The 15,014-nt window shown below is 57.8% G+C and carries 16 protein-coding genes and 1 pseudogene; 9 read left to right on the top strand and 8 right to left on the bottom strand.

Going from position 1 to position 15,014, the window contains the following annotated elements:
* Positions 1-562: 562 nt before the first annotated feature.
* Positions 563-964, top strand: coding sequence for a DUF4145 domain-containing protein (locus QA646_RS17790; protein ID WP_283056694.1), 402 nt, complete (start codon positions 563-565; stop codon positions 962-964).
* Positions 965-1,176: 212 nt separating this feature from the next.
* On the opposite strand, the gene QA646_RS17785 is transcribed toward QA646_RS17790, so the two are convergent.
* The 4 genes from QA646_RS17785 to QA646_RS17770 form a co-directional block, all read right to left on the bottom strand.
* Positions 1,177-1,932 carry a hypothetical protein gene (locus QA646_RS17785; protein WP_283056693.1) on the bottom strand — a complete coding sequence of 252 codons (756 nt, stop codon included), beginning with the start codon at positions 1,930-1,932 and terminating at the stop codon, positions 1,177-1,179.
* Between the two features lie 196 nt (positions 1,933-2,128).
* A complete protein-coding gene (locus QA646_RS17780; RefSeq protein ID WP_283056692.1) occupies positions 2,129-2,365 on the bottom strand; it encodes a hypothetical protein in 237 nt (78 codons plus the stop codon).
* A gap of 119 nt (positions 2,366-2,484) precedes the next feature.
* The gene (locus tag QA646_RS17775) at positions 2,485-3,090 is read right to left on the bottom strand and encodes a hypothetical protein (RefSeq protein ID WP_283056691.1); all 606 of its coding nucleotides are present in this window, start codon (positions 3,088-3,090) and stop codon (positions 2,485-2,487) included.
* Entirely contained in the window at positions 3,090-4,358 is a 1,269-nt protein-coding gene (locus tag QA646_RS17770; protein WP_283056690.1) for a site-specific integrase, read from the bottom strand. Before QA646_RS17770 ends, QA646_RS17775 begins: the two co-directional genes overlap by 1 nt.
* 365 nt (positions 4,359-4,723) lie before the next feature.
* On the opposite strand from QA646_RS17770, the gene QA646_RS17765 reads away from it, so the two are divergent.
* Positions 4,724-5,404, top strand: coding sequence for a GntR family transcriptional regulator (locus QA646_RS17765; protein WP_283056689.1), 681 nt, complete (start codon positions 4,724-4,726; stop codon positions 5,402-5,404).
* A gap of 66 nt (positions 5,405-5,470) precedes the next feature.
* Here the strand turns inward: QA646_RS17765 and QA646_RS17760 are convergent, their stop codons facing one another.
* The 3 genes and pseudogenes from QA646_RS17760 to QA646_RS17750 all read right to left on the bottom strand — a co-directional run.
* Entirely contained in the window at positions 5,471-6,472 is a 1,002-nt protein-coding gene (locus tag QA646_RS17760) for an Ldh family oxidoreductase (protein ID WP_283056688.1), read from the bottom strand.
* Between the two features lie 78 nt (positions 6,473-6,550).
* Positions 6,551-7,768: a proline racemase family protein gene (locus QA646_RS17755; protein WP_283056687.1), complete on the bottom strand. Its 1,218-nt coding sequence runs from the start codon at positions 7,766-7,768 to the stop codon at positions 6,551-6,553.
* Between the two features lie 53 nt (positions 7,769-7,821).
* Positions 7,822-7,947 (bottom strand): annotated as a pseudogene (locus QA646_RS17750) (antibiotic biosynthesis monooxygenase); the annotation flags it as partial.
* A 111-nt stretch (positions 7,948-8,058) separates the two neighbouring features.
* Between QA646_RS17750 and QA646_RS17745 the strand changes: the two are divergent.
* The 4 genes from QA646_RS17745 (at position 8,059) to QA646_RS17730 (ending at position 11,708) form a co-directional block, all read left to right on the top strand.
* Entirely contained in the window at positions 8,059-8,808 is a 750-nt protein-coding gene (locus QA646_RS17745) for a sulfite exporter TauE/SafE family protein (protein WP_283056686.1), read from the top strand.
* Positions 8,809-8,894: 86 nt separating this feature from the next.
* Entirely contained in the window at positions 8,895-9,701 is an 807-nt protein-coding gene (locus QA646_RS17740) for an alpha/beta hydrolase (RefSeq protein WP_283056685.1), read from the top strand.
* A 160-nt stretch (positions 9,702-9,861) separates the two neighbouring features.
* Positions 9,862-10,983, top strand: a complete 1,122-nt coding sequence (locus QA646_RS17735) for an alkene reductase (RefSeq protein WP_283056684.1) — start codon at positions 9,862-9,864, stop codon at positions 10,981-10,983.
* The gene (locus tag QA646_RS17730) at positions 10,980-11,708 is read left to right on the top strand and encodes an SDR family NAD(P)-dependent oxidoreductase (protein ID WP_283056683.1); all 729 of its coding nucleotides are present in this window, start codon (positions 10,980-10,982) and stop codon (positions 11,706-11,708) included. The genes QA646_RS17735 and QA646_RS17730 overlap by 4 nt, the downstream gene beginning before the upstream one ends.
* 9 nt (positions 11,709-11,717) lie before the next feature.
* Here the strand turns inward: QA646_RS17730 and QA646_RS17725 are convergent, their stop codons facing one another.
* A complete protein-coding gene (locus QA646_RS17725) occupies positions 11,718-13,730 on the bottom strand; it encodes a mechanosensitive ion channel family protein (RefSeq protein ID WP_283056682.1) in 2,013 nt (670 codons plus the stop codon).
* Positions 13,731-14,023: 293 nt separating this feature from the next.
* On the opposite strand from QA646_RS17725, the gene QA646_RS17720 reads away from it, so the two are divergent.
* The 3 genes from QA646_RS17720 to QA646_RS17710 are packed head-to-tail and all read left to right on the top strand — an operon-like array spanning position 14,024 to position 15,007.
* Positions 14,024-14,290 (top strand): hypothetical protein, encoded by a 267-nt coding sequence (locus QA646_RS17720; RefSeq protein WP_283056681.1) that lies wholly within the window; start codon positions 14,024-14,026, stop codon positions 14,288-14,290.
* Positions 14,291-14,316: 26 nt separating this feature from the next.
* Positions 14,317-14,475: a hypothetical protein gene (locus QA646_RS17715; RefSeq protein WP_283056680.1), complete on the top strand. Its 159-nt coding sequence runs from the start codon at positions 14,317-14,319 to the stop codon at positions 14,473-14,475.
* Positions 14,450-15,007: a hypothetical protein gene (locus tag QA646_RS17710; protein WP_283056679.1), complete on the top strand. Its 558-nt coding sequence runs from the start codon at positions 14,450-14,452 to the stop codon at positions 15,005-15,007. Before QA646_RS17715 ends, QA646_RS17710 begins: the two co-directional genes overlap by 26 nt.
* Positions 15,008-15,014 lie beyond the last annotated feature (7 nt).

Genomic DNA, 15,014 nt, shown 5'->3' with positions numbered 1-15,014 from the left:
GCAAATGATTTCAGTGCTATTTTACGGACTATATGTCCTTCACACTATCCACAATCACTAGCAACGCCCTGCACCATGAAACTTTTTTGGGGATCAATGCACACCAATTCCCGGAAAAGATCTTCTATGCGCCTTGCCCTATCGCAGCGATTCGTTTCCATCTTGTCCCGCCGACTGCAAGCCGACGCACAAAAATTCCACGTTTTGACGTCTGAGTTCCTCCTCTCCCGCTTGTGGAATTTGAAATTCTAAGGAATCTGGTTGCATTAGTGCTTCGACACAGCTCAGGGGACAGGAAATGAGGCAAACCAATATTCCGTCTGTTGCACCGGCCAATGCCATGCCCATAAGTATCCGCTGCCCATTCTGTCGGCACATGGGCTCGTTCTTTCCCATCCACGGGGTCGCAGATGTACGGGAGAATACTCAGGTTCAATCTGCCAACGGCCATGGGTTATATGCCCGAGCATATGGGATCCGGCGGTGCCCTAATGAGAGTTGCAACAGGCTCGTGCTATTCGAGGGCGATAACAATGGCAATAGGATCTACCCACCGGAGGGATTGGACTTTGACAACACTAATATCCCGCAAGAGATAGCCGCGAGCTTGGAGGAGGCGCTTAAGTGTCACGGCGCTGGATGCTATCGCGCGTCAGCCCTTTTGGTTCGCCGAACGCTTGAAGAGCTTTGCGCTGACAAGAACGCCACTGGCGATAATCTGAAGAAGCGCATCGAAGCTTTGAAATCGGCCGCTATCATACCACCTGGTCTCCTGGAGGCTGCTGATGAGCTTCGTGTCTTGGGGAATGACGCCGCGCATATCGAGGCTAAGGATTATGACGCTATCGGCCCCAAGGAAAGCGAGATCGCGATCGAACTCACCAAGGAGCTTTTAAAAGCCGTCTATCAATACGACGATTTGGTCGCGAAACTCAAAGCCTTTAAGAAGCAGCCAAGCCCGTAAGATATTCTGGCGATCTGCACCTGAGACACTGGGTACGCAAATTGCATACCCCTCGGATCAAGCTGCGCCTCGTTTGAGAGATATTAATTCCCCTGTTTTGGGAACTGGCGGCCATACGGGCTCCGCCGCAATCTTCCGGATGAGCGCTGGCATGATGTTGATGACTTCTGCAGAAGGCCTGCTCACGGCCCATTCGAAGAGATCAAGCTGTTTCATGCCGCACCTTTCGCCACCATCCCGATAATGTCCTCTAAGTCAAAGGGGGTCAAATTTCCACCTAGAAGGCTTCGAAGACATTCGTCCATCTTCGATTGGGGCACGTTTAGTCGCGAAAGGAAATCCCGGCCTTCACTGGGGGACTCTGGAATAGGGTATGGCTTGAACATGCTGTCTTCCTCCAGAGTAGATTTTGAAGTTTTTTCTGTTCTAAAGCCAAATGTTCCTTTTCCTTCTTCTAGGTCCTTCTTCTTGTCCTTCTCCTTCTCCTTGCTTCCAAGGGGCTTCGAAGGGGCTTCGTGCAGCTCTGAATAGGCGAGCTCGAATTCCTCCAGGCAACGCTCCTCGTGGAGATGAAAGGCGAGTCGATACTTTCCATAAAAGCCCAATGTAGTCAGGCAGATAGGGAGCATAGAAAGCTGTTCTGCGATGCCACGAACACGCTTATCTTTGGGCGAAAGCTGCGGTGCGATCTGGTCCGATGCCATCTCGCAGACCCAAACCAGATCGCGCTCGTAATCATAGGCGCAGATTCCCGCCTGAATGAGGCTTGAAAGCCCCTTCGAAGCCCCTTCTATGGGGCATCCGATCTCGTGGGCCATATAGGCAACCGGGACATAGTAGAGGCCCAGCATATTGGCGTGACCGCTCGTCGTGAGATGGTAGTGGACCGCGATCGCATCGAGATCACCGCGCACAGATTTTAAGTCGGCTTGCCAGATCCGAGGCGGGATAGAAGCAAACTTTCTCAACCGTGCGCCCTCCGAATCTTGTGGCTCTCGGCAATAGCAACGCAAAACTCGACGGCGCTGAGGCCAAACATCATGCGGAGAGCCGGGACAAGGGGAGCCGGGCGGCCTTCGGGCGGCGTAAGGGCAAGAAACTGTGCCGCCTCGCTGATAGCTTCCGAATGCTCGTGTTCTGGCGGACTGATTGCGATCTGGGCCATTATGCATCGCCCTTCTTCTTGTCCGAAACCGGCGCGAAACTTGCGTCGGGAAGCTGGTCCAAGTGCGCCTTGACCGTTGCGAATTTGATCAAGGTACGGCGACCGCTCTTTTTGGCGCGATAGATACCCCGGCGAAGCTTGTCGCGAACGGTCCATTCGCTTTCAGCGGCGTAAATGGCCGCGTCATTGACGGAGATATACTCCGGCTCAATGCCGCACTGAGTTTCGATAGACATTTGTAGCTCCATTGCTGACAATCACGCACAAAGGAGTACCGACCGTTGCTTTCGGAGAAAATCGGTGGGAGAAGCTGGCAATTCTTCTACGGGTGGATGAAGCACTATGGTTGTTCCACCTATTGACTACTCCATTCTCCCTTCTTGAAGGCCGTTTGGACTGTCGAGAATTTTACCGGACTGCCGGTCATCGTTTCCGATATTGCTGCAATAAGTCGAAATGCTGCGTCTTGGGCTTGCGTAGGAAAATGTTTGGTCCAATAGGCTAGTACGTGAGGAGCATATCCCTTCCACTCCTCAACGGGGGCCGATAACGACAAGATCGGTCGATGTGGCAAACCTCGGTTCCGAAAACTTTCGATTGCCGTCAAGAGTCCTTCTATCGCAACAACATCAGCATCCGCATTCTGACTCGCGTTCGATCCAACGAGTTCACGAAAACGAGAGTCATCCGACCACTTGGTCATAGAACTGGCAATCGCGCGATGTTCGGCCAAGCGGTCCGGGAGAATGCGAAGCATCACCTGAAGAGCTTCTATTAACTGGTGATTGTCGTCCTCTTCATGGCCTGCCTCGTCACGGCCAGAAGCAAGAAGCCGTAAGTTCTCAAGGAACGCCGCAAGTTCACCGACTTGCTTTGGCGTAGGATTTAGGCGGCTCGCCCATCCATTTTTCAGAACCTCGCTGTCCAGTAACTGCTGTACGGATTCTTGAGTAAATTGCATTACGCCCTCCGCCGTATCGGAGTAACATTCGATCCTTCAGGTATCGGCTTGGTGCAATAACCCGCCCACGCATCCATGATTGCGATACGCTTCTTGAGGGCATCGCCACGCGCGTAGGCGCGTTCAACTGCCGTCCCTACGGTATGGCCCAATGACATTTCCGCGACTTCCCACGGGAAGTTTGTGGCCTCCTGTGCCCACGTCCGGAACGTCGAACGGCAACCATGTGAAGTCATGGCTCCTTTACGGCCCATCCGATCCAAGAGAGCAAGCATTGCATTTTCGGAAAGACGAGCGCCGGTGACATCGTTCGGAAAGGCGAATTCACTCTCGGCGACTTTACCACCAATGTCGTTGATCATTCCTCGCGCCTTCTGATAGGCTGCGATCGCAGCCGAGGACAGAGGAACACGATGTTCCTTGGCAGTCTTAGTGAGGGCGGGGATCGTCCAGACTTTGGCAGCAACATCGATATCGGCCACCTTGGCGTTTCGCACGTCCGCCGTTCTAACGCAGGTGAGAATCAAGAATTCGAGAGCGCAGGCCGCAATGCCATTGCGCTGCTGTAGCTCGCCGAAGAAAACCGGCATGTCCTTGTAAGCGAGGGCGTTCTGATGCTTTACCGGCTTCACTTTGGCCTTGGGCGCCAAAAGATTATCGAGATGACCTCGCCAACGCGCGGGGTTTTCACCCTTTCGGAAGCCGCTAACAGTTGCCCATCCGAGAACTGACTCGATCCGTCCCCGTACTCGGCTGGCAGTTTCGGTCTTGGTTGTCCAAATCGGCTCGATCACCTTCATGACATGAGGAGTGTCGATATCAGCAACTGACATTTTGCCGAGGACAGGGGATGCATAGGTCGCGAGAGTAGATGTCCACTGAGAGGCATGAACTGGATTTTTCCAGCCGACTCGATGCTGTTTAATGTAGGCGGCGGCCGCTTCATCGAATGTCATGGACACTGAACGGGCAGCGATATTCTTCGCAATTTCAGCATTGCGCTGTTCGATAGGATCTTGGCCGATCGCGGTCATACGCCGATAATCCCGAGCGATATCCCTAGCCTCCGAAAGCGAAATATCATTTGCCGAGCCCAGGCCCATCTCACGATACTTTTGACCAGGCAGCTTATACCGAAAGATCCACGACTGCCGCCGGTTGCCCGTCGCTCCTTCGGTGACTTGCAGATAGAGGTTGCCGCCATCGCAATGCATGCCGGGCTTCAGCTTATGATAGGATGCAGGAAGTCGATTTATGCCTCTTGCCATGGTTCTGTTCCCACGCTCGTACCCACGTTATGCGCCCAATACGTACCATTGCGCACAACGATTGACAACAGCCGCGAAGGGAAAAATTCAGACAAATCAATTACTACCAAGCATCCACAACGGCTCGCAACAGATAGTTGGTTGGACTCCCTGTCCGCCATTTTATCTTTGCTCATACCGAAGTAGGTAACGGTTCGTCCCCGACACGGGAGACAATCTCGTGCGCGATATCAAGCCTCACAGTATACGACTACCATCCAAGATAACGCATACGATCTATGATAGATGCCGAGGCGCTATCTTGAGATCCAACATCGTCTACGATATTCGTGAGCTTATGCCGTAGCTGTTGGAAATGGGTTCGAATGCCGCTAAAAGCAGAGGTTATTCCAAATCTCGGAGCCGCGCCGACCGCGTCCGACATTATCCTCAAGTTCATTCGCGAGTCGATTGTCGACGGCACTTTGGACGAGGGTGAGCCCATTCGCCAAGATGACGTCGCACGCATGTTCAACGTCTCAAAAATTCCGGTGCGGGAGGCTTTGAAGAGGCTTGAAGCGGAAGGGCTCGTCGCATTCCAGCGGAACAAGGGCGCCGTCGTAACGTCTGTTTCCGAACCCGAAATCGTTCAGATTTTCGAGGTTCGCGCAATACTGGAATCCAGTGCAATCCGGTTTTCGATCCCGAATATGACTGAGGCTACGTTCGAGCGAGCGCAAGCCTACTGCGATGCCTTCGCACAAGAAACCAACGTCGCAAGGTGGGCCGAACTCAACTGGCAATTCCATTCCTGCCTCTACGAGGATGCCGATCGCCCGTATCTACTAAGCATGATCAGATCCGTGAATGACCGAATTGAACGGTATCTGAGGGTCCAGCTTTCCCTCTCCAGCGGCCAGGAAACTGCGGACCGGGAGCATAGGCAGATTCTGGATCTATGCCGCAAACGCAAGGTCGATGAGGCCGCTGCGCTGATTCATGCCCATATCATGCGTGCTTGCGAATCTCTCTTAGCGCATCGACCTAAAGCGACCGACAAATCGTAAGCCTTCCCTGTCGAGATGATAGCGGAGGACAGCGAGCCAAGGCGACGGCCAACCGTAGGGAAATCCCTACGCTGAGAAAAAGCCGCAAATCGCCTCGAAGACGCTACGAGGCATCTTCAGCCCCTGCGACGACGGTCGAGGGAACGGAATGCCGTCGACGCCCGGAATGAACACGCCATGGTCTTGCAGGCGGAGTGCTTGCTTATGCGCGCGGCCAACGCGATCATCGCCGGCCGGGCCTGGCATTACGGCAATTACCGTCAATCCAACTGCCGGAGATGCTTCGCCCGACCTGAAGTCTGGCGTGTCCAACGACCACGGCCCTCCCGACAGGCCAGCGGAGAGCATTTCCACCAGCAAGGCTACATTCGCGCCTTTGCGGCCGCCGAAAGGCAATAGGGCTCCGGTCAATGCCTTGGCAGGATCGCGAGTATCCATTCCGTTTTCGTCCACCGCCCATCCTTCCGGGATCGGCCGGCCCTCGCTAGCGGCCGCGACAATGTTGACGTAAGCCGTCGCACTCGAAGCCTGGTCGATGATCAACGGCAAGGAGTGATCGCCCAGCGGAAATCCAAACGCCATCGGATTTGTGCTGTAGACAGCCGGGCCACCCGCTTTTGCAACCACCATAGCGTTTGCATTTGTCGCCGCGAGCCCGACGAATCCCTCTTCCGCAAGCCTGCGAACGTAATAGCCTAGTTCTCCCGCAGTGTAGCTGTTGGTTTGGGTGAAGACGGCAACTCCAAGATTTCGCGCCGCCTCAACTAAGCCCTGGAATGCGAGGTCGAAGCCGAGCTGTGCTATGCCCTTGTCGGCGTCGGAGACAAAGAATGCAGGGAACGGACGCGTTAGGGTGGGCGTTGGATCGCCTTTGATGCGTCCCTCACGAAAGCTGTTGAGGTAGTCCACCATATGCGGAAAGCCGAGCGTGGCTGGACCGTAGAGTGCGGCGGACAATGTCGCGTTCACGAGCGAGCGCGTGCTTGATGGATCGGCACCGGCTGCCAGGCATGCTCGTGTCGCCAGCTCCTCGGCTTCCGCTTGAGTGAGTTCTACCTCTTCATGCATGTCAAATATCCAATCCGCTTTGTCTGCCTGGCTAGATATTTCGGGGACTCACCAAACATCGGCTCCAAGTCCGGATACTTAGGCCCAGGTATCTCCGACGGTGAAACCCTCGGTGAACGGATCATCATTGTCCAATACAATCGTATTCAGTCCACAGATCCAGCTCGTACCGGTGACGGTCGGGACGACGGCGCGCCTGTCTCCGATTATTGCCTCCTCGACAAGGCGACCGGTATAAATGTTGCCCAGAATACCTTGATGACGAAACGCCTGATTTAGCGACAATTCCCCTTTTGCATGCAGCACGGCCATTTTCGCGCAAGTGCCGGTGCCGCAGGGGCAGCGATCAAGCGCTCCGGTCCAGGTGGCCGGGTTGTCCCAGGAGAAATCACCCGAGGCCATCGTCACCGCATTTTTCCAGTCGGCATTCGGGTCGTCGGTCGGTCCGGAAAGTTGCGAGATCGTGATGCTGACGCCCGGATAGTCCGGATGCGCGACCGGCAACTGTTCGATGGCTGCCTGCCTGATCATCGATGAAACGCGTGCAATCTCTCTGCCGTGCTCCGGTATCAATTCAAGACCAGGGAACTGGCGGACATCCGCGATGGCATAGAACATCCCGCCCCAGCCAACATCGACAGTGACCTTACCAAGATGAGGCACGTCGATGACAGCGTCCAGATGGGCTGCAAATGCCGGTACATTCTTGAACGTGACATTCTTGACCTTGCCGTTTTTGCATTCTGCCTTGACGCGGATCAATCCGGCGGGAGCCTCGAGAACCAGCTCGGTGACGGGCTCTTTCATGGGAAGCATGCCCATTTCCAGCAACACCGTCACCACAGAGATGGTATTGCCGCCAGACATCACGGGATATTCGATCTGCTCCATGATCACATAGCCCGCATCCGCTTCGGGATGGGTTGGCGGCACAATGATATTGCAGCAATGCGCCGAATAGCCGCGCGGCTCACGCAATAGCAGCTTGCGTAGCTGATCATCGTTGCTTTCCAGCCACTTCATCTTCTCGTACACCGAGTTCCCAGGGATATGAGGAATGCCCCCGGTGACAACGCGCATTGGCGTGCCGGCGTGCGTATCAACAGCGTGGATTGTTCTTTTGAAGGCCATCTCGACTGATCCCTGTGCTGAGGTTGTTCGTTTGATTTCACGGGGCAACGAGTGCCCGTAGCGCGCTGGGCACAGGGCATTCTTTTCGTTTCCCTCGGGTCCATTATCGATATCGTATACGATATCCATCGCCGAGTAACGTATACGATCTTCGATCGGGGTCAAGTGATATTCTCGACTGGGATCATCGGTGTTGCCTGCGCTTGCCCCAGCCGCGTCTACGCCACGCAGATGCCGGGGATCGCTACCTTCTGGAACAGATGCGGGGAGGCAACGGCCGAGGATGGATAGACTGAGATTTTTTTCCTGAACTCCGGATGCATAAATGCGGCGCGAAAATCAGCCATGTATGTCGGGCCATCCGGCAATTGGAGATAGCCTTCGGGACAGCCTAAGACTCCGTTAGGATCCATTCCGCATTGCGGACGGCCTGCAGAATTGCCACAAATGGCGGCATGTTCGATCATTCCTCCTGGCTGATCCTCGCCACCGCTTTGACGTTTCTCCTCGCCGGCATCGTCAAGGGCGTTACCGGCATGGGCTTGCCGACGGTCGCCATGGGGTTGCTCGGCGCCATCATGCCGCCGGTTGCGGCGGCGGCTTTGCTGATCGTGCCGTCGTTCGTTTCCAATATCTGGCAATTATTCGCTGGACCGCGTTTTGCCGCCCTCGCAGAGCGATTATGGCCCATGCTGCTCGGCATCCTGATCAGCACAGTGGGTACCTCTTCGCTTCTGGCGAGCGGCAATACTCGGTGGACCACCATGGCGCTCGGGACCGCCTTAATGATCTATGCCGGCTACACCCTGTTTGCCCGGCAATTGTCCGTGCCGAAAAAGGCCGAGCCCTGGCTGTCGGCCCTGGTGGGTGTGATGACCGGCGCCGTCACCGGGGGTACCGGTGTCCTCGTCATTCCCGCCGTTCCCTATCTTCAGGCCCTCGGATTGGGGAAGGACGATCTGATCCAGGCCCTCGGTCTTTCCTTCACGGTTTCAACGGTCGCGCTTGCAATCGGCTTGGCGTCGCGCGGTGCCTTTCAGTTCGACAATCTGGCGATGTCCTCTCTCGCGGTCGCGCCGGCGCTGCTCGGAATGTGGCTGGGACAGGCGATCCGGAGGACGGTCAGTCCCGCAACGTTTCGCCGATGGTTCCTGATCGCCCTGATCGTGCTCGGTGCGGAGCTGGCCTTACGTCCGTTCTTCTAGCGACATCGGCCGGCAACGCCCCTCTTCCGGGTTTCCGGCTCACGGCGTCATGGGATATAAGGGCGGCATCAGGGAGGCGGATCAGCATGGAATTCCAGGACGACGATCTCGAAAAATTTGCCGCAGATGGCGCAACGGCCCTGCCGGCCACGGATGTCCAGGGCTATGTCGAACACAACGGCGCCCGCGTCTGGTATGCAGCCTACGGCGCGGGCATGCCGGTGATTCTTCTGCATGGCGGTCTCGGGAACAGCGGCAATTGGGGATATCAGGTTCCGGCCCTGATCGATGCCGGCTACCGGGCCGTCGTCATCGATAGCCGCGGCCATGGACGCAGCACGCGCGATGTGCGGCCTTACAAATATGAGCTGATGGCATCGGACGTGCTGGCCGTGATGGACCGGCTCGGCATCGAAAAAGCGGCCGTCGTCGGGTGGAGCGATGGGGCATGCACCGGTTTGATCCTCGCCAGGACCAATCCGGCGCGCATTGCGGGCGTTTTCTACTTCGCCTGCAACATGGACCCCAGCGGCACGAAGGAATTCGTGCCCACGCCGATCATCGACCGCTGCTTTTCCCGGCATGTGAAGGACTATGCCGCTCTCTCGGCCACGCCTGACCAATTCGATGCCTTCGTTCAGGCGGTCAGCCTGATGCAGCGGACCGAGCCGAACTATTCCACCGCCGATCTCGCCGAAATCGACGTACCCGTCGCCATCGTCCACAGCGAGCATGACGAATTCATCAAGCGCGAGCACGCCGACTATCTTAACCGCAGCATCCCCGGTGCCGAGCTCATTTTGCTTTCCGGCGTCAGCCATTTCGCGCCGCTGCAGCGGCCGACGCTGTTCAACGATGCGGTACTGGCTTTCCTTCGCAGGATTGCGGCGTAGCCTGGAATACGTCCAGATCTTGCTCGCGCGGGATTTGGTTGCGCGCGTCCGATTGTTCGGATAAATGATGATCATCATATTTCAAATGTTCCCCAGACCGAACCGCCGCTGACCGGCCCTTCCGCCCAGGGAGCAAAATCCGCTCCAGGCAGGAGATTTCATGACAGCTACCTTATTTTCGCCGCTCGCCATCGGTCCCTACGAACTGGCACACCGGATCGTCATGGCGCCGTTGACGCGCATGCGGGCAGGCCAGCCGGGCAATGTGCCTTCCGCTATGAATGCCGAATATTATGCGCAGCGCGCGTCGCCTGGCGGGTTGATCATTTCCGAAGGCTCGCAGATTTCGCCGGCCGGACAGGGCATGCCGGCAACACCAGGCATCCATACGCCGGAGCAGATCGCCGGCTGGAAAGCAGTCACCCAAGCGGTTCACGCCAAGCGCGGCCGGATCTTTCTGCAGCTCTGGCATGTCGGCCGCATTTCCCATTCCTCGCATCAGCCTGACGGCGCACCGCCATTCGCCCCTTCGGCGATCGCCGCTTCCGGAAACGCTTTCACGGCGTCGTTCGAACGCGTGCCCTTCGAGACACCGCAGGCGATCGATACCGACCTGATGCCGCTCTTGATCGACGTCTACGGCCAGGCTGCGGCCAATGCGAAGGAGGCCGGTTTCGACGGTGTCGAAATCCATGGCGCCAACGGCTATCTGATCGAACAATTCCTGCAGGCCCGTTCGAACCAGCGCACCGACCAATATGGCGGATCGATCGAGAACCGGACACGCCTGCTGCTTGAAGTGATCGAGGAGGTATCTAGGGTCTGGGGTTCGGATCGCGTCGGTGTCCGCCTCTCGCCCTTCGGCATCGCCAACGACAGCGGCGAGGATGATCCGCTGCGGCTTTACGGCCATGTCATCCGCGAACTCGACCGTCTGCATCTTGCCTATCTGCACTTGATCGAGCCGCGCGCCAGCGGTGCCGGCCAGGCGGAAGTCGACCACAAGAACGTGCCGTCGGCTGCCGAGCTCTTCCGTCCGGCCTGGTCCGGAACCTTGATCGCTGCCGGCAATTTCAAGCCGGAAACCGCCGAGGCCGCCCTTGCCGCAGGCCATGCCGACGCCATTGCCTTCGGCCGCCTGTTCATCGCCAATCCCGACCTTCCCGAACGCATTCGCCGCGGCGCCAGCCTCAACCCCTATCACCGCCCGACCTTCTACGGTGGCGGCCCAGAGGGCTATACGGATTACCCGACATTGGATGCCAGGGAGGCAGCGGAATGAGTACGCCAAGCGCCATCATCGTTGGAGTGGGAGCGGAGCAAGGTCTTGGTGCAGCCCTCTGCCGGCTGCTCGCCGACAAAGGCTATCACGTCTTCATCGCAGGCCGGACATTGGAAAACATCGCCAAGGTCGCCGACACCATCAATGCCTCCGGCGGCAGCGCCGAAGCCATAGAGACCGATGCGACCGATGAAGCCGCGGTAAAACGGCTCTTCGAACATGCCTTTGCCCCGCAGGACGACATCGACCCGCCCGACTTCGTCGTCTTTAACGCCGGCATCAACCGCCACATCGGCTTTCGCGGTATCACCGCCGCCGAGTTCGAGGAATTCTGGCGCATCTGCTGCTTCGGCGGCTTCCTTGTCGGCCGGGAAGCGGCCCGGCATCTCGTCCCCCTCGGACGCGGCACCGTGATCTTTACCGGCGCGTCGGCCAGCTTGCGCGGCAAGGCCGGATTTGCGCAGTTCGCTGCCGCCAAGGCGGGCTTGAGGATGATCAGCCAGAGCATGGCGCGGGAATTCGGGCCGCTCGGGCTGCATGTCGCCCACACTATCATCGATGGCGGCATCGACGGCGAAAGATTGCGGTCGAGGCGTCCGGACGTTCAGGCCGACACGCTGCTCAACATCGATGCCATCGCCGAGACCTACTGGCATATCCACCGCCAGCATCCCTCCGCTTGGACCCAGGAGATCGACCTGCGCCCCTATAAGGAAACCTTCTGAGGCCGGCTATTAACCTGCCTGTTGTTCGCCTTCGAGGCCGGCCGTCCGCATCTCGATCACCTGGCGGGCGGCCGCGGCGGCGGCATCCCTTTCGCTTGCGACCTGCACCGTCGGGAACGCAAAATGGATGCCGTTTTCATCGAAGGCCTGCTTGATCATCGCCAGGGCGTTGCGGCGGATGACGGAAACTTCGCCGGGCTTGGTGGTGATCGCCAGCCTGATCTCGATCGCAAAATCGCCGAACTGCTCGACGCCCTTCATCTTCAGTGTCTGGATGATGCTCGGTGACAGGTCCGGATCATCGAGCAATTGCTGGCCGATCTCCTTGATAATGCGCTTGGTCTTCACCAGGTCGGTGTCGTAAGTGACCTTCAGGATGATCTTGTCGATCGCCCAGTCGCGGTTCATGTTGTTGACCGCCCCGAGCGAGCCGAAGGGAATGGTTGCAAGCGGGCCGCGCTGATGGCGAAGCTTCACAGAGCGCAGGCTGAAGGACTCCACCACGCCTTTGTGGCTGCCGCTTTCGATATATTCGCCGATGCGGAAAGCATCGTCCCAGAGATAGAAGATACCGCTGATGACGTCTTTCACGATGGTCTGCGCGCCGAAACCGACGGCAACGCCGACCACGCCGGCGCCGGCAATCAGCGGCCCGATCTCGATGCCGAGACCCGACAGCACCATCATGATCGCGATGATGCCGATGACTACAGCAAGGATATTGCGGAAGATCGGCAGCAGTGTGTGCAGCCGGGCGCGCCGAGCCCTCATCTCCTCGCTATCGCTGACGAGCGGCGCGGACGCCGACAGTTTGCCATTGATGTAGGTCTTCGACAGATGCCAGAGCAAATCGGCGGCCAGCAGAATGACGATGCCGCCAATGATGCCGCGGGCCACACGGTCGATCATGGATTCGGGCTGCCTCATCATCGTGGCAGCCTCGACACCGAGCATGTGGCCGAGCCAGAGGGCGGCAAGCGCGATGATGATCGCGCGAACGCCGCGATCCAGCATCACCGACGCCAGTTTGCCGGCACCGAGAACACCGCCGGCCGCGTCATGCAGCGCCTCTACCGCCCGCGACGACACGGAGAGCGCACGCGGCAACAGAATAGCATAGATGCCAAGCCAGAGCAGACCATTCAACCCGGTCACCCACAGGCACCAAAGCGCGGCGAAATAAATCGTCAGCAGCCACGAGACGACCTTTCTACCATTTGTTCCAGAATGAGCAGGGCGCGCCCAGACAGCCTCTACGGCAATCAGGAACAATCCGATGCCAAGCGTATAGCCGACAAGAGCGCGGGCGCCATCGGAGAAGCCGAGCGGTTCCATGGCCTGGATCACCGCCCAGCCACAGGCAAAGTAGATGACGAAAAGGGTGCCTCGCCTGTACCAGTATTTCGCAACCCGGCGCCGCTCGGCGATGCGTGCGGCGCCGCCGTCCTCATCGAGCACGTCGCTCGCCCGGCGCATCGCGATCAATTCCATCAGCAGTCTGCCGAGCGAAACCGCCAGCCGTATGGAGACGATCGCGATGACGCAGGCAATCGCGAAACTTTCGATGATCGGCGGCCAGTCGAAGATGAGAAGCGGAATCAGCGTCGCCACGCCATGGACGATAGCCGGTACGACTCCGCCCATGAACTGGAAGCGCGCGGCTTGCAATTCGGTCTCGACCCCGGCAGCCCGCTCCGCATGCTGCATATGCTTGGCATTGATCAGGCGTGCAACCACCAGTTCGGCCACGAGGCCAAAGAAAAACAGCACCAGCGCCTGGATACCGATGCGCAGCCGGCCGGCTGCCTCCCCTTCGTTTTTAAGCTTCATGGAGGCCGTCATTACCTCGGAAGGTAATGTCATCGCGGCGCTCGACACTATCTCCAAGTGCCGCCGTGTATGGCCGAGGGTATCCGACAATTCCGACATCTCGCCACCGCCTGAGGCAGACTTGTCCGCTGCAGCAGGCTTGGTATCCAACTGCGACGCAAGCCACTGCTTGACGTCAGGCTCATTCATCATCTGAATGAGTTCTCTAACCTTTTCCGGTGGCGGGGCGGCGACCGTTGGTGCGGTCGCACTTTGCGCATGGACCGCTGCCGGTACGGAAAAAGCAATAAGACATAGAAGCAGCGCTCCAATCGACCGCCTGCCACCCCCGAGAATACTCATTTGCCCCTGCCCTTCTCGCAATCAGCCCGATCAGCCTGTTTTTGCAGACTATACGCCTTTTTAGTGCGGACAAGCAGGCACTTACGCAAGTCATACAATCAATTAGGGGCCGGAATTGCACATGAACCGGGGGCGCGCTAGGCTTGCAGCAATACCGTTTGGGCATGTGTCGTGTGTTCAACTTCCTGAAAAAGCTCTTCGGCGGAACCAAACGGCCGGACGCGCAGATTGAACCGCCAGCCCCGTTAACATCACAGCCGGCCAGCACGCCGACGATCAAGAGTCTCGATCTCAACATCCCTGACGAAGCGCTGCAAGACGAGGCCCGCTTTTCCGCCTACCTGCAGGAGCGCCTGCCATTTTCGGTGAGGCGATCAAAGTCGACTATGATCCGCGCGCTGGCAGACTGACGCTGCATAGCCGCAACGGCGGCAAGATGACGAAATTCCTGGGCAACGCACTGCTGGCGTTGCGCGAGAAGAAGGGACAGGCGCGCTCAGGCTCTGCTCAACTATCTGAGCATAACCGCGACCTTGAAAGGCGGCGGCGAACTGGACAAGGTGCTGCCAGTGCTGAAATCGCGCAGCGTCATTGACGTGGCTCGGCAGCAACTGACGCAGGCGATCAACGGCAAATCCGATCCGCCGCAATTCGTCTGTCTCGATGAGGCGGAGAATCTGATCAAGCTTTTTGTCGTCAACGGCGAGACCACGGTCAGCTATGTGATGACCAGCGCATTGGAAGGCTGGGGCATCGATGTCGGCGAGCTGGCGGAGACGGCACAGGCCAATCTTCATAAATTCCTGTCGAAGACCGGCGTGCAAATCGCTAAGCTCAGTCAGTTTCAATATGTCGAGATCGACGGCCAATTCGAATCCAGCGTCGCCTTGCTGCCGAAATTCTGGGCCGAGGTACAAGACCAATCCGGCGGCGCAGCACCGATCGCGGCCTTCCTGTCGCGGGACAAGGTATTCTTCACCCACGAAAACGACGCCACGGGACTGCAGCTTCTCGAACTGATCAGCGCCGATCTCAGCGACGTGCCCTATGTGATCTCACCCGATCAATATCGCTGGGAGGACGGCAAGTGGTCGCTGTTCAAACGGGTGGGACGGAGCGTGCAATGACGGCCCG

The organism is Rhizobium sp. CB3090 (assembly GCF_029714285.1).
GTDB lineage: Bacteria > Pseudomonadota > Alphaproteobacteria > Rhizobiales > Rhizobiaceae > Rhizobium.
The sequence above is the reverse complement of the archived record's forward strand: the minus strand, read 5'-3'. Positions and strand labels throughout refer to the sequence as shown.